Below are 19240 nucleotides of genomic sequence, written 5' to 3'. Positions count from 1 at the left end.
GTGAGCATCTCTTGGTTCCTGTTTTTGTAGGTTACAAGTTTGAAATAGTGGATCGCCAATATTTCAAGAACAGTAAACATACACCACAGAAACTAAAATTCGCGCAAATTTGTTGTGTAATTACGTCAAAAACAGACAGATTTGCATTAGCGCTTGTAAAAACCTGAAACAATATTTCTTTGTGAAATTAAATGTGTATTTACGACATGTTAATGTAAATACGTCTCAATTAGAGGAAATGTGTTGTTTCGGCCATGCGGGCGGGCGCCGGCCGTGCGACCGGCGCCGGATGAGGCAGTGAGAAATCAGCCGACCATGGCCAGTGCGACGGCCTCCGCGACGCGGATGCCATCGATCGCAGCCGACATGATGCCGCCTGCGTAGCCGGCCCCTTCGCCCGCCGGATACAGGCCTGCCGTGTTCAGGCTCTGCAGGTTGTCGTCGTGGCGCTTGATGCGGATCGGCGACGACGTGCGGGTCTCGACGCCGGTCAGCACGGCGTCTTCCTTGTAGTAACCCTTGATCTGCTTGTCGAATGCGACGAAGGCTTCGCGCAGCGCGACGGTGGCATAGTCGGGCAGGGCCGGGGCGAGGTCGGTCAGGTGCACGGCCGGCTTGAACGATGGCGTCACACTGCCGAATTCTTTCGACGGCACGCCGCGCACGAAGTCGCCCATCAACTGGCCCGGGGCATCGTAATTGCTGCCGCCCAGCACGAAGGCGCGCGATTCCAGTTCGCGCTGGAAGGCGATGCCGGCCAGCGGATGGCCCGGATAGTCGGCCGGGGTGATGCCGACGACGATCGCGCTGTTGGCATTGCGCTCGGCACGGGAATACTGGCTCATGCCGTTCGTGACGACGCGGCCTTCCTCGGACGAGGCGGCCACGACGGTACCGCCCGGGCACATGCAGAAGCTGTACACGCTGCGGCCGTTGGTGGCGTGGTGGACGATCTTGTAGTCGGCCGCGCCGAGGATCTCGTTGCCGGCGTTCGGGCCGAAGCGGCAGACGTCGATCAGCGATTGCGGGTGCTCGACGCGGAAGCCGATCGAGAACGGTTTTGCTTCGACATACACGCCGCGCTCGTACAGCATCTCGAACGTGTCGCGTGCGCTGTGGCCGACGGCCATCACGAGGTGGCGGGTCGGGATGGTCTCGCCCGTGTGCAGCTTGACGCCCACGACCTGGCGCGCATTGCCTTCACCCTCGATCAGCACGTCTTCCACACGCGTCTGGAAGCGGATTTCCCCGCCCAGCGCGAGGATTTCCGCGCGCATCTGTTCCACCATCTTCACCAGACGGAACGTGCCGATGTGCGGCTTGCTGACGTACAGGATTTCTTCCGGCGCGCCCGACTTCACGAATTCGTTCAGGACCTTGCGGCCATAGTGTTTCGGATCCTTGACCTGGCTGTACAGCTTGCCGTCCGAGAAGGTGCCGGCGCCGCCTTCGCCGAACTGCACGTTCGACTCCGTGTTCAGCTTGCGCTTGCGCCAGAAGCCGAAGGTGTCGACGGTACGCTCGCGCACGATCTTGCCGCGTTCCAGCACGAGCGGCTTGAAGCCCATCTGGGCCAGGATCAGCGCCACGAACAGTCCGCACGGGCCCATGCCCACGATCACCGGCCGCGGCGTGCCCGGTGCGGGCAGGGCCGTCGTCACGAACTTGTAGCCGGTGTCGGGCGCCGGGACGATGTGCGGATCGCGCGCCAGCCGGGCCAGCACGGCCGCCTCGTCGCGGACTTCCACGTCGAGGGCGTAGATCAGGACGATGGCGGTCTTCTTGCGCGCGTCGTAGCTGCGCTTGAAGACCGTGAAATCGATCAGGTCTCCGCTGTCGATGCCAAGCCGGCCGACGATGGCGTCGCGCAGGGCGTGGTCGGGGTGATTCAGGGGCAGTTTGAGTTCGTTAATTCGCAGCATGATGAATGGTGGGCCGGCGCGCGGCGGCGCCGGACGGGCGCCGTGCCGGCGGGGGCAGATCGGTACAGGCGCCAGTATAAGGCATCGGCCACCTGGGCCGGCAGGAAAGGATTGCCACGGTTTGTGTTGTAGGCAAGCAACCGACGTTGGTTTCCCCCATGCATGGTGGCAACCTGAACATCCAGTGTCAGAGGCCGCGTTTCCAGTCGAAATGCGTAACGTTCGGAATTTTCCTGTTGCGGTGCGTCGAGGATATACGGCATCGAAATCAGACTATATGCATGTCAAGTTCTTGCGACTCACTTCAATAGTGCAATATTTGTTCAAAACAAAACCCTTTATGGTGCTGCGGCGCACCAGCAAAAAGCGTGAATTCTTCGGTGTTTTAAATGTGTTGTTTCTACACATTTCGGCAATTGTGTTTTATTGACACTTTTGCTTTTGCTATGGTTTTATCGACAAATCAGTAACGTTTGATATCTAGGAAACGTTAATTGAGAGGGTTCGTCCTACAGGGCGAATGATGAAAAAACACATCGATTAGTGTGGTAGTCACCAGTAGTTCAAACGCACCAGGCCAAAAGCCTTTGCAGGCAACGGGGTGCAAGTTGGGGGCGGCGCAGATTGGCCGCCCCCGCGTGTAAGCGCCGTGTCTGCATTTGGTGAACGTAAGAAACCACTTTGAGAGATACGAGAAGGAGAAGTATTCATGACGTTTAAATTGAAGTCGATGCCATTGGCGATTTCGTGCGTACTGGCCAGCGGTGCTTTGCTGGCAGCACCGGCAATGGCTCAGACGCAAGATGCAGTCAGCGCCCCAACCCCGCAACGCGTGGTGGTCACCGGTTCGCTGATCAGCCGTACCGACACCGAAACCCCGACCCCCGTGCAGGTGTTGACGGCCGCGGACATCCAGAAAAGCGGCAAGACCTCCGTCGCCGAACTGCTGAACGACCTCGCCGCCAACGGCCAGGGCACGCTCGGCACCGGCTTCTCCGGCGCATTCGCGAACGGCGCTTCCGGCATTTCGCTGCGCGGCCTGACGGTCGGCGCGACCCTGGTGCTGGTCGACGGCCACCGCCTCGCCCCGTATCCGCTGTCGGACGACGCCCAGCGCGCCTTCGTCGACGTCTCCTCGATTCCCTTCGATGCCATCGACAGCATCGAAGTCCTGAAAAGCGGCGCTTCGTCGCTGTACGGTTCCGACGCCATCGCCGGCGTCGTCAACATCAAGCTGAAGAAAAACCTGAACGGCACCCGTCTGGCCGCCGAATCCGGCAACACCCAGCACGGCGGCGGCAAGACGCACCGCGCATCGATCAGCACCGGTATCGGCGACCTGGACAACGACGGCTACAACGCCTTCGTCACCGCCGAATGGCGCCGCCAGGGTTCGATCAAGGTATCGGACCGCGACCAGTTCGACTGGGCCAATGCCGACTGGCGTTCGCGCGGCGGCAACAACATCCGCCTGGGCGTCCCGAACGGCCTGAACTCGCGCCTGACCGCGACCAACAGCCCGTTCCTGTACAACCCGGCGGGCACCGGCGGCACCAGCAACCCGGCCAACTTCCAGTTCCTGGATCCGACCAAGTGTAACTACAACCTGTACATGAGCGGCGGTTGCGCGATCCGCGATACCGTCACCAACATCCAGCCGCAGACCGAGAACATCAACCTGCTGGTCGGCATGACCAAGAAGCTGAACCAGGACTGGGAACTGGCCTTCAAGGGCTCGATGTTCCAGCGTAACAGCATCAACAACCGCGGCAGCTACCTGTCGGCCTACTCGCCGACCACGTTCGGCGGCAACAACTCGCTGAGCAATGGCGTCGTGACCTCGGGCAACAGCCGCGTGCCGAGCACCCTGATCCCGGCCACCGCGACGTTCAACCAGCTGGGCGCTCCGGCCCGCCTGTACGGCTTCATCCCGGGCACCGATCCGTTCGCGACCCAGGACAACACCGCGACCACGACCCGCTTCGCGCTCGACCTGCACGGCAGCGCCTACGGCTGGGACATCAACGTCGCCGGCGGCATCACCAAGGTCAAGACCGACATCGACTACAGCGGCTACATCGACCGTGCCGCCCTGTACAACGCGATCTTCAACGGCACCTGGAACCCGGTCGGCGGCAACTCGCCGGCCCTGCTGAATACGGTCTCGCCGCACTTCTCGAACACCCTCGAGTCGAAGCTGAACTACTTCGACGCGGTCGGTTCGCGCGAGCTGATGCAACTGGGCGCCGGTCCGCTGGCCCTGGCAGCCGGCCTGCACTACCACAAGCGCACCCAGAACTCGCCGGCGGCCAGCCTGACCGCGAACGGCCAGGTGGCGCAGACCACGGCATTCGTGATCGGCGACGAGACGAACACGGCAGCCTTCGCCGAACTGCAGGCAACGCCTATCAAGAACCTGGAACTGCACGCGTCGGGTCGTTACGACCACTACAAGAACTTCAACAAGTTCACGCCGGCGGCCAGCTTCAAGTGGGCACCGTCGAACATGTTCGGCGTGCGCGGTACCTACGCGAAGGGCTTCCGCGCGCCGAACCCGGCCGAGGTGGGCAATGCCGGTTCGTTCTTCACCTTCAACGGTATCGACGACCCGGTCCTGTGCGCGAACGGCAACCCCAACACCAAGGGCAACGTGCCGACCGCCTGCGGCCTGAACCCGCCGTACGTCCAGCTGACCACGCCGTCGCTGTCGCCCGAGAAATCGACGTCCTACACCCTGGGCGTGATCCTTGAGCCGGTGCGTGGCCTGAACGCCACCCTCGACTACTACAACATCAAGGTCACCAACCAGATCGTGTCGGCCGCCGGTAACGATCCGAGCTATGTCCCGGCATTCGTGCGCGGCCCGATCACGCCGCTGGACATCGCCAACGGCGACGGCACCACCACCGTCGGCACCCCGGCGCTGGGCCCGATCATCTACGCGACCTCGCCGTACGTGAACCTGGGCGGCACCAAGACGAGCGGTATCGAAGCGGACATCGGCTACCGCTGGCGCCTGCCGAGCGACCTGGGCACCCTGAAGGCGAACCTGAGCGCCGCGCACACGTTCAGCTACATCACGGAAGCGGCCGGTGGCGTGAGCTACCAGCTGGCCGGCACGCAAGGCCCGTCGGCGATCTCCGGCGCGACCGGCAGCCCGAAAGACCGTGCACAGTTCTCGCTGGCCTGGAGCCGTGGTCCGGTGGACGTGAACACGACGGTGAACTACACCAGCGACTTTTCGACCATCGACCCGTCGCTGGGCGTGACCGACTGCTCGGGTCCTGGCGGTACCAGCTTCAACGTGGGTGGCCGCGCGTACTTCCGCAACCTGCCGCAGCCTGAGTACTACTGCCACGTTGCATCGTTCACGTCGGTCAACCTGAACCTGCAATACAGGCTGAGCCAGAACCTGACGCTGAAGGGTTCGATCCTGAACCTGTTCGACCGCCAGCCGCCGGCTGACGTGGCGACCTACGGCAACTCGGGCGCCCAGACGTCGTACAACGCCTCGCTGCACCAGGCAGGCGCCATCGGCCGCTTCTTCAGCCTGGGCCTGGCCTACACGTTCTGATCATGGCGTCCTGAGCCCGGCGTCGCCGGGCCATGACACACCCCGCGCTGGACATCGTCCACCGCGGGGTGTTTTTTTGGGTTGTGTACGTACCGATCGGTGAATTGCTGATATGATGACCATCATGCGAGCAAAACCGAACAGGTCGTCCGTCCAGGAACGCAAGGAAGCCACCCACGAGCGCATCGTCGACGTCGCGGCGCGCGCCATCCGGCGCAGCGGCTACGGCGGTACGGGCGTGGCCGACATCATGAAGGAAGCGGGTCTGACGCACGGCGGCTTTTACGCGCACTTCGCGTCGCGCGATGCGTTGCTGGCGGAAGCCGGCGACCGCGCCGGCGCCGAGTCCGTGGCCCTGGCAGCCGGCATCGCGGCGGCGGCCCCCGCGGGAGAGGCCTTGCAGCACATCATGGAGGCGTACCTGTCCGATGAGCATTTCGGCGCCATCGAGTCGGGCTGTCCGATCGCCGCGCTCGGTTCGGAAATGCCGCGCCAGGCGCCGGAAGTGCGGCACGCGGCGACCAGCCGCATCAAGGAAATGATCGACCTGCTGGCCCGGCAGATGCCGGACTGGGGCCAGCCGGAAGCCCACGAGCGGGCGATGATGCTCGTGTGCGGACTGGTCGGCACAATCATGATCGCCCGGGCCGTGGACGACCCGAAGCTGTCGAAGGCATTGCGGCAGGCGGCGATGAAGCGGCTGATGCCGGACGGCGGCTCCACCTGAGCCGTTTTTTTTGCGCACAGATATGACGATCGTCATATGTATTGATCACTCAGGAGAACTAGCATGGAAAGAAAGATCGCACTGGTCACGGGCGCATCGTCCGGCATCGGGGCCGCCGTGGCGCAACGACTGGCCGGCGCCGGCTACAAGGTCTACGGCACCAGCCGCCGCGGTGCACAGGGCGGGAGCGCCGGCTTCGAGATGATCGCGCTGGACGTCACCAGCGACGCGTCGGTGCGACAAGCGGTCGCGACCGTCGTGCAGCGGGAAGGGCGCATCGACCTGCTGGTGAATAATGCGGGCTTCGGCGTGGCGCCGGCCGGCGCCGAAGAAAGTTCCATGGAGCAGACGCGAGCGATCTTCGATACCAATGTCTTCGGCGTAATGCGCATGACCCGCGCCGTGCTGCCGCAGATGCGCGGGCAACGGGCCGGCCGCATCGTCCACATGGGTTCCGTGCTCGGCTTCCTGCCCATGCCCTACGGCGCGCTGTACGCCGCCACCAAGCACGCGATCGAAGGCTATTCGGAATCGCTGGACCACGAACTGCGCAACTGGGGCATCCGCTCCATCGTCGTCGAGCCGGCCTACACGAAGACCCCGTTCGACGCCAACCTGCTGGAACCCGACGCCGTGCTCGACGCCTACCGCGACGTCCGCGCCGCCGTCACCGGGCGCCTGAAGGAATTGATGCAAGGTGCGGAAGGGCCGGACGTGGTGGCCGACACCGTGCTCGAGGCCGCGCAGGCGCCCCGTCCGAAACTGCGCTACACAGCCGGCAGGCTGGCAAAGCGCCTGCGCCTGCTGCGCACCCTGGCCCCGAGCGCGATGATGGACGCGGGCCTGCGCAAGGACCTGCACCTGGCCTGAGACCGACATGAACGACACCATGCAAGCACTGATACTCGAGCGCTACGGCGCCGACGGGCTGCACATCGCCGACGTTCCCCGCCCGACGATCGGACCGGACGAGATCCTGGTCCGGGTCCATGCCGCCGGCATCAACCCGATCGACAACATGATCCCGAAGGGCATGTTCAAGCCCATCCTCAAGTTCGACCTGCCGGCCGTCATGGGCAGCGACCTCGCCGGCACGGTGGTGGAAGTGGGCGGCCGCGTGAGCCGGTTCCGGGTCGGCGACGCCGTGTACGCCAGCGTCTTCGATCTGGGCAGGGGTAGTTTCGCGGAGTTCGTGGCCGTTCCCGAGCGCGTGGCGGCCCGCAAGCCGGCGAACGTCGGCTTCGTCGAAGCGGCGTCGCTGCCCATGGTCGGCCTGACGGCGTGGCAGGCGTTCAAGGAACGGCTGCGGCTCGAACCGGGGCAGAAGGTGTTCATTCCCGCCGGGTCGGGCGGCATCGGCACCTTTGCGATCCAGCTGGCGAAGCAGCTCGGCGCGACGGTCGGCACCACGACAAGCACGGCCAACGTCGATCTGGTGCGCGCGCTCGGGGCCGACGACGTCGTCGATTACAAGCGCCAGGCGTTCGAGCAGGTCTTGCAAGGCTATGATGCCGTGCTGGGCACGGTCAGGGGCGACGGCCTGGAAAAGGCCTTGCGCATCGTCCGGCCCCATGCCCGGGTCGTCTCGCTGGTCGGCCCGCCGGATGCGGCATTCGCCGCCGCGCGCGGCATGAATGTCGTGATGAAACTCGTGTTCGGCCTGCTGAGCCGCAAGATCCGGCGCCTGGCCAGGCAACGCGACGCCAACTATGCGTTCATGTTCGTGCGCCCCGATGGTGCCCAGCTCGCCGCAATCGGCGACCTGGTGGAAACCGGACGGATCCGCCCCGTGATCGACAAGGTGTTCCCGTTCGCCGACGCCCGGGCCGCACTCGACTATCTCGAGCAGGGGCGGGCGAAAGGCAAGGTCGTGCTCCGGATGAGCGCGGACTGACGCCCCGTCAGATCCCGCCCCAGCCCGCCGCGAGGATCGCCAGCGCGGCCAATCCGGCCGTCTCCGTGCGCAGCACGCGCGGGCCCATCGACAGCGCCAGCGCGCCGGCCGCCCGCGCCGCATCTTCTTCCTGGTCCGTGAAACCGCCTTCCGGCCCGACGAGCAGGGTGACGTCGTGCGCTTGTGTCGCGCGCACCCACTGGGCAAGCGATGCGTCCGCGCGCGGGGAGAGCAGGATGCGCGTGCCGGTGGCTGGCGTCGCGAGCCAGCGGTTCGCGTCCTGCACGGGCGCGACGTCGGCCAGCCGGTTGCGTCCGCACTGCTCGGACGCGCTGACTACGACACCCTGCCAGTGCGCCAGCCGCTTGTCGGCACGGTCTCCGGACAACCGCACGACGGACCGCTGCGCCGCCAGCGGCACGATGCCGGCCGCGCCCAGCTCGACGGCCTTTTCGACGATCCAGTCCATTTTGCTGCCTTCCGGCAAGCCCTGGGCGAGCGTGACGCGGAAAGGGAGCTCCACGTCGACGGCTTCCAGCGCGAGCACCTCGGCGCTGGCGCGGCGCTTTCCGATCTCGGCGAGGCGCGCACGCACCTGGCCGCCCTCGCCATTGAACAGCACAAGCTCGTCGCCGCTCTGCTGGCGCACGACGTGCAGGTGGTGGGCGACCGCTTCCGGCAGGTCGACGACGCTGCCGGGAAGGAGCGGCTGGGGACAGTAAAAACGTGGCATGGATGGCAATCGGAACCGTTAAGGAGCGGGCATTTTAAAGCGAGGTTGTCATGCTCTGGTAAAATACCCGGTTAAGGCCAGCTCGTGCCACCGCTTCCCTATCCTCAGACCCACACATCCATGAAATCTCTGCAAACCACCACCCTGATGGCCAACGCAATTCGTGCGCTGGCGATGGACGCCGTCCAGAAGGCGAATTCCGGCCACCCCGGCATGCCGATGGGCATGGCCGAGATCGCCGTTGCGCTGTGGGACGGCCACTATCGCCACAACCCGGCCAATCCGGGCTGGATGAACCGCGACCGTTTCCTGCTGTCGAACGGCCACGGTTCGATGCTGCACTACGCACTGCTGCACCTGTCGGGTTACGACCTGTCGATGGACGACATCCGCAACTTCCGCCAGATGCATTCGAAGACCCCGGGCCACCCGGAAGTCGGCATCACCCCGGGCGTGGAAACGACCACCGGCCCGCTGGGCCAGGGCATCGCCAACGCCGTCGGCATGGCGCTGGCCGAGTGGCTGCTGGCGAAGGAATTCAACCGTCCGGGCTTCGACATCGTCGACCACCACACGTACGCGTTCCTGGGTGACGGCTGCCTGATGGAAGGCATCTCGCACGAAGTCGCGTCGCTGGCCGGCACGCTGCGCCTGAACAAGCTGATCTGGCTGTACGACGACAACGGCATCTCGATCGACGGCAAGGTGGAAGGCTGGTTCACGGACGACACGCCGCAGCGCTTCGCAGCGTACGGCTGGAACGTGATCCCGGGCGTGGACGGCCACGACGTCGCCGCCGTGGACGCGGCCATCGCGCAGGCCAAGCAGTCGGACCGCCCGACGCTGATCTGCTGCAAGACCATCATCGGCAAGGGCTCGCCGAACCTGCAGGGCGGCGACAAGGTGCACGGCGCCGCGCTGGGCGAGAAGGAAGTCGCCGCGGTGCGCGAACACCTGATCTGGGACGCCGTGCCGTTCGACATCCCGGCTCCGATCTACGAAGCCTGGGACCAGAAGCAGAAGGGCGCCGCCGTCGAAGGCGCGTGGAACGAGCTGTTCGCCGGCTACCGCGCGCAATACCCGGAACTGGCCGCCGAATTCGAGCGCCGCATGAAGGGCGACCTGCCGGGCAAGTTCGAAGAGACGCTGGCCGCCGCCATCGCGCAGACGATCGAGAAGAAGGAAACCATCGCGACCCGCAAGGCGAGCCAGAACGCGATCCAGGCGCTGGCCCCCGTGCTGCCGGAATTCCTGGGCGGCTCGGCCGACCTGACCGGCTCGAACCTGACCAACTGGAAGGAATCGATCCCCGTCCGTTCGGGCACCCCGGGCAACCACATCAACTACGGCGTGCGCGAATTCGGCATGTCCGCCATGATGAACGGCGTCGCCCTGCACGGCGGCTTCATCCCGTTCGGCGCCACGTTCCTGACGTTCTCGGACTACAGCCGCAATGCCCTGCGCATGGCCGCGCTGATGAAGATCCGTTCGCTGTTCGTGTTTACGCACGACTCGATCGGCCTGGGCGAAGACGGCCCGACGCACCAGTCGGTGGAACACGTCTCGTCGCTGCGCCTGATCCCGAACCTGGACAACTGGCGTCCGTGCGACACGACGGAATCGACCGTCGCCTGGGGCGCAGCGGTCAAGCGCAAGGATGGTCCGTCGACCCTGATCTTCTCGCGCCAGAACCTGCCGTTCATGGAGCGTGACGCGGCGACTGTCGCGAACATCGCCAAGGGCGGCTACGTGCTGCGCGATGTGGCGAATCCGGCTGCGGTCCTGATCGCGACGGGTTCGGAAGTGGAACTGGCGGTGAAAGCCGCCGAAACCTTGGCTGGCCAGGGTATCCAGGTGCGTGTGGTGTCGATGCCGTCGACCGACGTGTTCGAGCGCCAGGACGCGGCCTACAAGGCTGCCGTGCTGGGCCGCGGCATCCCGCGCGTGGCCGTCGAGGCTGGTGTGACGGACTTCTGGTACAAGTACGTCGGCCTGGAAGGTGCCGTGGTGGGCATCGATACTTTCGGCGAATCGGCTCCGGCCCCGGTGCTGTTCAAGCACTTCGGCTTCACGGTCGAGAATGTCGTCGCCAAAGTGAAATCGGTCCTCCCGGCTTGAGGGATTGCACCCGCCGGACTGTGCGTACGGCGGGTTTCAAGCTATGCTTCGGTGTTAGGATTTTTTTAATCAGGAGTGAGTAAATGACGATCAAAGTAGCAATCAACGGTTATGGCCGTATCGGCCGCAACGTGCTGCGCGCTTTCTACGAAGGCGGCAAGAAGCAGGACATCCAGATCGTGGCGCTGAACGATCTCGGCAACGTCGAGCACAACGCCCATCTGACCCGTTACGACACGACCCACGGCAAGTTCCCGGGCACCGTCGAAGTGGACGGCGACTACATGATCGTCAATGGCGACCGTATCCGCGTGTACGCGCAGCGCAACCCGGCCGAACTGCCGTGGGGCGAGCTGGGCGTGGACGTCGTGCTGGAGTGCACCGGCTTCTTCACCACCAAGGAAAAAGCCTCGGCCCACCTGAAAGGCGGCGCCAAGAAGGTCATCATCTCTGCACCGGGCGGCAAGGATGTCGACGCCACCATCGTGTTCGGCGTGAACCAGGACGTGCTGAAGGCCACGGACACCGTGATCTCGAACGCATCGTGCACCACCAACTGCCTGGCCCCGCTGGTCAAGCCGCTGAACGACGCCATCGGCCTGGAAAACGGCCTGATGACCACCGTGCACGCCTACACCAATGACCAGGTGCTGACCGACGTGATGCACGAAGACCTGCGCCGCGCCCGTTCGGCCACGCAGTCGATGATTCCGACCAAGACCGGCGCCGCCGCCGCCGTCGGCCTCGTGCTGCCGGAACTGAACGGCAAGCTGGACGGCTACGCGATCCGCGTGCCGACCATCAACGTGTCGATCGTCGACCTGTCGTTCATCGCCAAGCGCGACACGACCGTGGAAGAGATCAACAAGCTGATGAAGGACGCATCGGAAGGCGCGCTGAAAGGCATCCTGACGTACAACACCGAGCCGCTGGTGTCGGTCGACTTCAACCACAACCCGGCCTCGTCGAACTTCGACGCGACCCTGACCAAGGTGTCGGGCCGCCTGGTGAAGGTCTCGTCCTGGTACGACAACGAGTGGGGCTTCAGCAACCGCATGCTGGACACCACCGTGGCGCTGATGAACGCGAAATAATCGGGTTCTGCACCATGAAAAACGCTCCCTCGGGAGCGTTTTTTTATTTCGTCTTCGGCCAGGGCGTCAGGATCTCGAAGCCGTTCTTCGTCACCGCGATCATGTGTTCCCACTGCGCGGACAACGACCGGTCGCGCGTCACGACGGTCCAGCCGTCGTCGAGCTGTTCGACGTCGGCCTCGCCCAGGTTGATCATCGGCTCGACGGTGAAGGTCATGCCTTCCTTGATGAGCATGCCCGTGTTGGGGCGGCCGTAGTGCAGCACCTGCGGGTCTTCGTGATAGACCTTGCCGATGCCGTGGCCGCAGTATTCGCGCACGACGGAATAGCCCTGGGCTTCCGCCAGCTTCTGGATCGCATGGCCCACGTCGCCCAGGCGCGCGCCCGGGCGCACGGCGCGGATGCCGGCCATCATGGCATCGTACGTCGTGTCGACGAGTTTCCTTGCCTCCGGGCTTGGGGTGCCGACGAAGTACATGCGGCTCGTGTCGCCATGCCAGCCGTCCTTGATCACGGTGACGTCGATGTTGACGATGTCGCCGTCCTGCAGGATCTCGGCGGGGGAGGGGATGCCGTGGCAGACGACGCTGTTCACGGACGTGCACAGGGTCTTCGGAAAGCCGTGGTAGCCGACGTTGGCGGGCGTGGCCTTCTGCACCTTGCGGATGTATTCATTGCAGCGGCGGTCGAGTTCTTCCGTGGAGACGCCGGGGACGACGTATTCCGCGATCATTTCCAGCACCTCGGCCGCCAGGCGGCCGGAGACGCGCATCTTGGCGATGTCTTTGTCAGTCTTGAGTTTGATAGGCATGGTTCGTTGAGTGTGCACCGATCGCTCATGATAGCCGATGCACGAAAAAAAATGCCCGCCAGGCGAACCCGGCGGGCATTGTTCAGGCTGTCACTTGCGTGATCAGAAGGCCTGGTTGTAACGCACGTAGATGAAGCGGTCGATCGGCAGGTTGGCGTCCACAGCCGACGAGGACGACGCACCCAGCACGGTGGTACGCGGTTCCTTGTCGAAGATGTTGTTGGCGCCGACCATGATCTGGCCTTTCCACGAGGTCTTGTAGGCGACGCTCACGTCGTTGTAGACCATCGCGCCCTTCTTGTTGTAGCCGGTACCCCAGTTGGCGTGACCTTGCGGGGTCGAGCATTCCACGGTGCTGCTGTAGCACTTGTCGCGCATCGCGCCGAAGTAGCGGGCCGTCCAGGTGGCGCTCCAGTTGCCCAGGCTCCAGTCCAGCGCGACGTTCGACTTCACGCGGTAGTAGGCGACGCCGCCGCTGCCGTCGTATTCGCCCAGCGAGCTTTCCCAGTCGGCCGTGTTGTCGGCCTTGGTGCGGTACTTGGTCACGAAGGTCGAGTCCGAACGCACGCCGAAGGCGCCATAGGCACCACGCTTGAAGCGGTAGGCGAACGACAGGTCGTAGCCTTCGGTTTCCAGCGCGCCCAGGTTGGCGTTGCCGCGCGAGAGGTTCGTGATCTGGCCGGTGATCGGGTCACGCTTGATCGCGTTGCAGAACGACTGGACACCCTGCACGTAGCAGTATTCGGCGACCTGGGTGGCCGAGATGCCGGTGATCAGGTTGTCGACACGGATGTTGTACCAGTCCAGCGAGCCCGACAGACCCGGCAGGAAGGCCGGGCTGTAGACGAAGCCGAAGGTCTTCGTCTTGGCGCGTTCCGGCTGCAGCGAGGCGTTGCCGGCGCCCGACATGAACGGGTTGGCGCTCTGTGCGCCGCCCGCGTCGGTGATCGGGGTGTTGGTCTGGTCGGTCTGGCGGAAGCCCGGACGTGCGCCTTGCGCCGTGCAGCGTGCATCGACGCCCGGCGTGCCGCGCTGGCCGTACAGGCTGTCGCACGGGTCCATGTACGTGTCGTAGGTCTGCTGGCCGCCGCCGAACGTGTCGCCCACGGTCGGAGCGCGGAAGCCCTGTGCCCACGTGCCGCGCACCAGCACGTCCTTGATCGGCTTCCACATGAAGCTGGCTTTGCTGTTGTGGGTGTTGCCGAAGTTGCTGTAGTCCGAGTAGCGGGTTGCCAGGTCGACGCTCAGCAGCTCCGCGAAGCGCACACCCTTCAGGATCGGGATGTTCGTTTCGAGGTAGGCTTCACGCACCGAGTACTTGCCGATGGTCGAGTTGCCGGCCAGGTCGGTCGAGTAGCCCGATTGTTCGAACTGGCCCGGGATGTCGTAGCCGCGTACTTCGCGGTGTTCGACGCCGCCTGCCACGCCCAGCATGCCTGCCGGCAGCTGCAGCAGTTCGCCGCTGATGTTGGCGGTCGCGCTGTTGATGGTCGAGCCATAGGTGGCCTGGCCGGTCGACATCACGTAGTCCAGGGTTTCCTTGTTGGCTGCGCCCGGACCGGCGATGATGTTGAACGGCTTGCATTCCGCCAGCGGGATCGGCGAGGCCGCGTTGCCGCACTGGACGATGCCGCTGGCGTTCAGGAACGACGGACCCAGGGCCTTCTTCAGGTTCAGCAGGTTGACGTTGCCGGTGCCCATGGTCGAGCCGCGGACGGCGCTGTGGTTGTAGCCCACGTCCCAGTTCCAGGCCTTGCCTTGCCAGTCGAAGTTGCCCGACAGGGTGGTGTCGACGTGGAACGTGTTGTTGGTGTTTTCCGTCACGCGCGGCACTTCGACGGTGCGGCGGATGAAGTACAGGTCTTCACCGAACGGGTTGTAGTAGTTGTCCTTGTCGATGTAGACCGGGTAGCTCGGCTGTGCATCGCTGCGCAGCGGATAGCCTGCGACCTGCGCCGACGACTGGCGCTGCGAGTACATCGCGGTCGTGCTCAGCTGCATGTTGTACGGCAGTTCCAGCGTGCCCTTGGTGAACAGCGTGTCCAGGCGGTTCGGCATCTGGAACATCATCTGCGAGGCGCTGTTGAACTTGTCCTCGACGATGCTGCTCTTCCAGTCGTGGTAGTTGGCCGTGTTGCGCGGATCGGAGCCCGTGCCCATGCCGTTGCCGCCGGCGCCGCCGGTGTGGTTCAGCACGTAGTCGAAGGCATCGCCGTTGGCCGGCATGACTTCAGCCCACGGGCCTGCGCCCAGGCCGGCGGTCGGGTGAGCCGGGCCCTTCGGGTATTTGGTGATGTCGCGGTCGCGGGCCCACACGGTGCCCTGTTCGGTGTGCGACAGGCCGACCATCAGCGACGCCTTGTCGGAGCTGGCGCCGTAGGTCAGCGAGAAGTCCTTCGCGCGGCCGTCGGCCTTGTCGTTGGCGCCGCTGTAGATGCTCAGCTGGCCGCCATCCATGCGCTTCTTCAGGATGATGTTGACCACGCCCGAGATCGCGTCCGAGCCGTAGATCGACGAGGCGCCGTCCTTCAGGACTTCGATGCGCTCGATCATGGCCGACGGGATGGTCGACATGTCGGTATAGCCGTCGACGGACTGGGTCCAGCGCTTGCCGTCCACCAGGACCAGCAGGCGGTTCGAGCCCAGGTTGCGCAGGCTGATGTACTGGCCGCCGTTTTCACGGTTCGACGTCAGCGAACCGCCGCGGTCGAAGTCCGGCGTACCGGCGGAAGACAATTGGTTCAGGATGTCGCCGACGGTCACGAGACCCGTCTTTTGAATCTGTTCCTGGGTCATGACCTGGATCGGTTGTGCCGTTTCCAGGTCGACCTGGCGGATGCGCGAGCCGGTCACTTCGACGCGCTGCAGCGGCGCCGGTTGGGTCTCTTGCGCGTAAGCCGCTTGCATCCCGAGCGCGACGCCGCCGAGGCAGATCAGGCGGATCGAGCGGGACAAGACTTTTTCCATCATGGTTACAAAACTCCTAGGTTAGGGCACGGCGAACTGGGTAGCAGCAGCCGTGTGAGGCCGTCGCTGTGAAGCGACTGTTTTGAAAGCAATGTGGTTAACATTTTTTTTCAAGCTGGCAATGGAAGCATCCACCGTGGCAGCCTGTCAATGTTCAAGGATGCATATTTGTGCGTGTTGCGGGTTTGCGTAATTACAAGAAAATCACCAGCGTTGTGCGTATTTACAGAAACAAATATTGTGTACAGACATGAATCTATGCCGAAAACATCAGTTTGGGCGTAGAACCCCCTATAGATCGCTAATTAGGTGCAACATTCTTTTACGGCAGGAATGCACCAGATTGGGGCGAGACGATTCGAATGCTTTTTCGAGTGTTACATTTGTACAACAGGCAAAATTTCTTGAAAGGTCAGAACGACGGGTGATCGCGTACGCAGGCAGCGGACCGATCGGCAGCTGCGGGTCGACGGGCGCGCCACTGCCGGAGCGCGTCGCCAGGGGCACGGCCAATGCGCTTCTCGTTCGTTGTGACATTGAGTCTCCGATATAGACATTGCTGCAGATCATGCAACGTTAGCCATACCGGTCGCCAATGTATTGACGAGAATCAAACTGTAAATATGTTTGCGAGGAAAAGTTAAGGAAAAACAAATTCCCGAGCGAAATAATGCGCTCGGGGTAGCGTCAGACGTGGAAGCAGTCGTGCCACAGCCGCACGACGACGTCGGCATGTTTCGCGACAAGGCTGCGTTCCACGCGAGCATTTTCCTGGCCCTGCAGGCGGACCTGGTGCTGCAGCTTGCGCATGGCGCGGTACGCCGCGGCGGCGCCGTCGGCCAGGCCCATGTCGATGAGGCCCAGCGTGCCGCACAGTTTCAGCAACGCGATGTTGCCGACGTTCGCCGTCAGCTGCGGATACGCGGCCGCATGGCGCAGCACGAGGTATTGCACGATGAATTCGATGTCGATCATGCCGCCTTCGTCGTGCTTCAGGTCGAAACGCTCGTCGCGGGGCGGGTGGGCGTCGCGCATGCGCTGGCGCATCTTGACGACTTCAAGGCGCAGTTCGGCCTCGCGGCCGGACCGGTCCTGGCGCAGCACCTGTTCGCGGATCGCCTCGAAGCGGGCGCCGATGCCGGCGTCGCCCGCGCAGAAGCGGGCCCGCGTGAGGGCCTGGTGCTCCCACAGCCACGCGGAGGATTGCTGGTAGCGTTCGAACGCCCCCACGGACGACACGAGCATGCCGGACGCGCCGTCCGGCCGCAGCGCCGTGTCGATGTCGAACAGGATGCCGGCCGGCGTATGCGTCGTCATCCACGTGATGAAGCGCTGGGCCAGCTTGGCGTAGTTCGAGGGCGCCATGTCGTCCTCGTCGTCGAACAGGAAGATGACGTCCAGGTCGGACACATAGCCCAGTTCCTTGCCGCCCAGCTTGCCGTAGGCGATCACGGCGAAGCGCGGCACCTCCACGTGGCGGGACGCGATCGTGCGCCAGGCGCGGCGCACGACTTCGCACACGATCAGGTCGGCCAGCGCGGACAAGTGGTCGGCCAGGCGTTCGACGGACAATTCTCCCGCCAGGTCCAGCGCGAGCAGGCGGAACATCTGGGCGTGGTGGGCTTCGCGCAGGATGTCGAGCTGGCGCTCGGTATCTCCCGTGGCCGCGTCGAGCTGGGCCGCGAGGCTCGCCGCCAGCGAAGGCAGATCCTCGGCCGCGTTGCCGCGGTCGTCCAGCAGCTCGTCCAGCAGGATCGGGTGCTGGGTGAGGAACGTGGCGGCCCAGCCGGACGCGTTGATCATGCGGAGCACCCGCTCCAGCGTGTGCGGATATTCCGTCAGCAGCGACAAATAGGCGGAGCGGCGCGCAATGGCTTCGAAGAAATCGAGGAGGCGGCCCAGCGTGGCCGCGTGGCTGCCGGCACCCGCTTGCGCGACGACGTTCGGAATCTGCGTCAGCGCCGTGTTGACGAGGGCGACGAGGCGGTGGCGGCTCGCCTCCGGCAACGTCTGCAGCCGGGGCGCCTGCCACGTGGCGACGAGGCGGTTCGCGCCGGCCTGCGGGTCGTCGAAACCGAGGCTCGCGAGGCGGTCGGCGATGGCGTCGCGGTTGTCCGGATCGGTCAGCAGCGCGTCCGGGTCGACGGGCTCGGCGCCGGCGGCCTTGTCGGCGAAGATCGCGTCGAACTGGGCGGCGACGAAGACGCGCCAGGCGTCCAGCCGGGCCAGCAGTCCGGCCTCGTCGGCCATGCCCATCATGCGCGCGACGGTGTTGCGATCCTCCGGCGCGACGGGCATCGTGTGCGTTTGGGCATCTTCCAGGTATTGCAGGCGGTGCTCCAGGTTGCGCAGGAATGTATAAGCTTCGAGCAATTGCTCGACGGTGTCGGCGGCCAGCAGTTCACGTTCGGCCAGCAGGCGCAAGGTCTTGCGCGTGGAACGCTCGCGCAGCGCCGGGTCGCGGCCGCCGCGGATCAATTGAAACACTTGCGCGAGGAACTCGATCTCGCGGATGCCGCCGCGGCCCAGCTTGACGTTCTGGTTGCGCTCCGGATGCAGGCGTTCCTGGCGGTTGACCTCGGCGCGGATCTGGGCGTGCATGGTGCGGATCGCATCGATCACGCCGAAGTCGAGATAGCGCCGGAACACGAACGGCCGCACGATGGCGTCGAGGGCCGCGATGTCGGCCGGGTCGCCGGTGACCGCGCGCGCCTTGACCCAGGCATATCGCTCCCATTCGCGCCCCTGTACGATCAGGTAGTCCTCGACCATGTTCAGGCTCGCCACGAGCGGGCCCGACTTGCCGTTTGGACGCAGCGCCATGTCGACGCGGAACGTAAAACCGTCTTCGGTGATTTCGGACAGCGCGGCGATCAGCTTGCGGCCCAGGCGCCCGAAGAATTCGTGGTTGGACAGGGATTTCTGGCCGGGGCCCGCCTTCGTATCGCCGTCTTCGGGGTAGACGAAGATGAGGTCGATGTCCGACGAGACGTTCAGTTCGCCGCCGCCGTGCTTGCCCATCGCCAGCACGATCATCTGCTGGGGACGGCCGGAATCGGCGCCGACCGGCTCGCCGTGCAGCGCGGTCATCTCCGCCATCAGCTCGGCGAGATGCGTCTGGACGGCGAAATCGGCGAAGCGGCTCATGGCGGTCACGACTTCGTCCAGATCGGCCTGGCCGTCGAGATCGCGCCGGATGATGGTGCAGATGAGCAGGTTGCGCAGCCGGCGCATGGCCCGCGTTGTCGGCAGGACCGTGCCGTTGGGACCAGAGGCGGCCTCGGTCGCCAGCGCTGCGCCGAAATCGAGGGAGGCCAGCGATAATGCGGACAGGGTATCGACGCGCCCGGCACGGGCCGGATCGGCGGCGAGCCAGCGTTGGTAAAAACGCGACATTTGC

11 protein-coding genes are annotated in these 19240 nt (G+C 64.4%); 6 read left to right on the top strand and 5 right to left on the bottom strand.

What is annotated here, in order from left to right:
- Positions 1–305: 305 nt before the first annotated feature.
- The gene (locus ACEN9H_RS24145) at positions 306–1922 is read right to left on the bottom strand and encodes an NAD(P)/FAD-dependent oxidoreductase (RefSeq protein WP_413672362.1); all 1617 of its coding nucleotides are present in this window, start codon (positions 1920–1922) and stop codon (positions 306–308) included.
- A gap of 787 nt (positions 1923–2709) precedes the next feature.
- Between ACEN9H_RS24145 and ACEN9H_RS24140 the strand changes: the two genes are divergently transcribed.
- The 4 genes from ACEN9H_RS24140 (at position 2710) to ACEN9H_RS24125 (ending at position 8117) form a co-directional block, all read left to right on the top strand.
- On the top strand, positions 2710–5496 hold the full coding sequence (locus ACEN9H_RS24140) for a TonB-dependent receptor (RefSeq protein ID WP_371763659.1): 2787 nt from the start codon (positions 2710–2712) through the stop codon (positions 5494–5496).
- A gap of 112 nt (positions 5497–5608) precedes the next feature.
- Positions 5609–6223 carry a TetR/AcrR family transcriptional regulator gene (locus ACEN9H_RS24135; protein ID WP_413672361.1) on the top strand — a complete coding sequence of 205 codons (615 nt, stop codon included), beginning with the start codon at positions 5609–5611 and terminating at the stop codon, positions 6221–6223.
- A gap of 63 nt (positions 6224–6286) precedes the next feature.
- Positions 6287–7093, top strand: coding sequence for an oxidoreductase (locus ACEN9H_RS24130; protein ID WP_413672360.1), 807 nt, complete (start codon positions 6287–6289; stop codon positions 7091–7093).
- A gap of 19 nt (positions 7094–7112) precedes the next feature.
- Entirely contained in the window at positions 7113–8117 is a 1005-nt protein-coding gene (locus tag ACEN9H_RS24125; protein ID WP_413675628.1) for an NADP-dependent oxidoreductase, read from the top strand.
- Between the two features lie 7 nt (positions 8118–8124).
- Here the strand turns inward: ACEN9H_RS24125 and ACEN9H_RS24120 are convergent, their stop codons facing one another.
- On the bottom strand, positions 8125–8850 hold the full coding sequence (locus ACEN9H_RS24120) for a 16S rRNA (uracil(1498)-N(3))-methyltransferase (RefSeq protein WP_413672359.1): 726 nt from the start codon (positions 8848–8850) through the stop codon (positions 8125–8127).
- Between the two features lie 84 nt (positions 8851–8934).
- On the opposite strand from ACEN9H_RS24120, the gene tkt reads away from it, so the two are divergent.
- Together tkt and gap are read left to right on the top strand one after the other, a co-directional pair.
- On the top strand, positions 8935–10968 hold the full coding sequence (tkt, locus tag ACEN9H_RS24115) for a transketolase (RefSeq protein ID WP_413672358.1): 2034 nt from the start codon (positions 8935–8937) through the stop codon (positions 10966–10968).
- Between the two features lie 83 nt (positions 10969–11051).
- Complete coding sequence (gene gap, locus ACEN9H_RS24110) at positions 11052–12062, top strand: type I glyceraldehyde-3-phosphate dehydrogenase (RefSeq protein WP_036235159.1); 1011 nt, start codon at positions 11052–11054, stop codon at positions 12060–12062.
- Positions 12063–12105: 43 nt separating this feature from the next.
- Here the strand turns inward: gap and map are convergent, their stop codons facing one another.
- The 3 genes from map to glnE all read right to left on the bottom strand — a co-directional run bounded on the left by map (position 12106) and on the right by glnE (position 19236).
- Positions 12106–12873 (bottom strand): type I methionyl aminopeptidase, encoded by a 768-nt coding sequence (map, locus tag ACEN9H_RS24105; RefSeq protein ID WP_413340618.1) that lies wholly within the window; start codon positions 12871–12873, stop codon positions 12106–12108.
- A 102-nt stretch (positions 12874–12975) separates the two neighbouring features.
- Positions 12976–15843 (bottom strand): TonB-dependent receptor plug domain-containing protein, encoded by a 2868-nt coding sequence (locus tag ACEN9H_RS24100; protein WP_413672357.1) that lies wholly within the window; start codon positions 15841–15843, stop codon positions 12976–12978.
- A 684-nt stretch (positions 15844–16527) separates the two neighbouring features.
- Positions 16528–19236 (bottom strand): bifunctional [glutamate--ammonia ligase]-adenylyl-L-tyrosine phosphorylase/[glutamate--ammonia-ligase] adenylyltransferase, encoded by a 2709-nt coding sequence (glnE, locus tag ACEN9H_RS24095; RefSeq protein WP_413672356.1) that lies wholly within the window; start codon positions 19234–19236, stop codon positions 16528–16530.
- Positions 19237–19240: the final 4 nt, after the last annotated feature.

It is taken from the genome of Massilia cellulosiltytica, from assembly GCF_047325105.1.
In the GTDB taxonomy this organism is placed as follows: Bacteria; Pseudomonadota; Gammaproteobacteria; order Burkholderiales; family Burkholderiaceae_D; genus Telluria; species Telluria orientalis.
Note: the sequence above shows the minus strand (reverse complement) of the source record. Positions and strands in the feature narration are given on the sequence as shown.

Bases quoted from the DNA above. Each gene is read 5' to 3' on its own strand.
- ACEN9H_RS24135 (WP_413672361.1), top strand. From the start codon at position 5,609: ATGATGACCATCATGCGAGCAAAACCGAACAGGTCGTCCGTCCAGGAA.
- ACEN9H_RS24130 (WP_413672360.1), top strand. From the start codon at position 6,287: ATGGAAAGAAAGATCGCACTGGTCACGGGCGCATCGTCCGGCATCGGG.
- ACEN9H_RS24100 (WP_413672357.1), bottom strand. From the start codon at position 15,843: ATGATGGAAAAAGTCTTGTCCCGCTCGATCCGCCTGATCTGCCTCGGC.
- ACEN9H_RS24120 (WP_413672359.1), bottom strand. From the start codon at position 8,850: ATGCCACGTTTTTACTGTCCCCAGCCGCTCCTTCCCGGCAGCGTCGTC.
- ACEN9H_RS24125 (WP_413675628.1), top strand. From the start codon at position 7,113: ATGCAAGCACTGATACTCGAGCGCTACGGCGCCGACGGGCTGCACATC.
- map (WP_413340618.1), bottom strand. From the start codon at position 12,873: ATGCCTATCAAACTCAAGACTGACAAAGACATCGCCAAGATGCGCGTC.
- ACEN9H_RS24145 (WP_413672362.1), bottom strand. From the start codon at position 1,922: ATGCTGCGAATTAACGAACTCAAACTGCCCCTGAATCACCCCGACCAC.
- gap (WP_036235159.1), top strand. From the start codon at position 11,052: ATGACGATCAAAGTAGCAATCAACGGTTATGGCCGTATCGGCCGCAAC.
- ACEN9H_RS24140 (WP_371763659.1), top strand. From the start codon at position 2,710: ATGGCTCAGACGCAAGATGCAGTCAGCGCCCCAACCCCGCAACGCGTG.
- glnE (WP_413672356.1), bottom strand. From the start codon at position 19,236: ATGTCGCGTTTTTACCAACGCTGGCTCGCCGCCGATCCGGCCCGTGCC.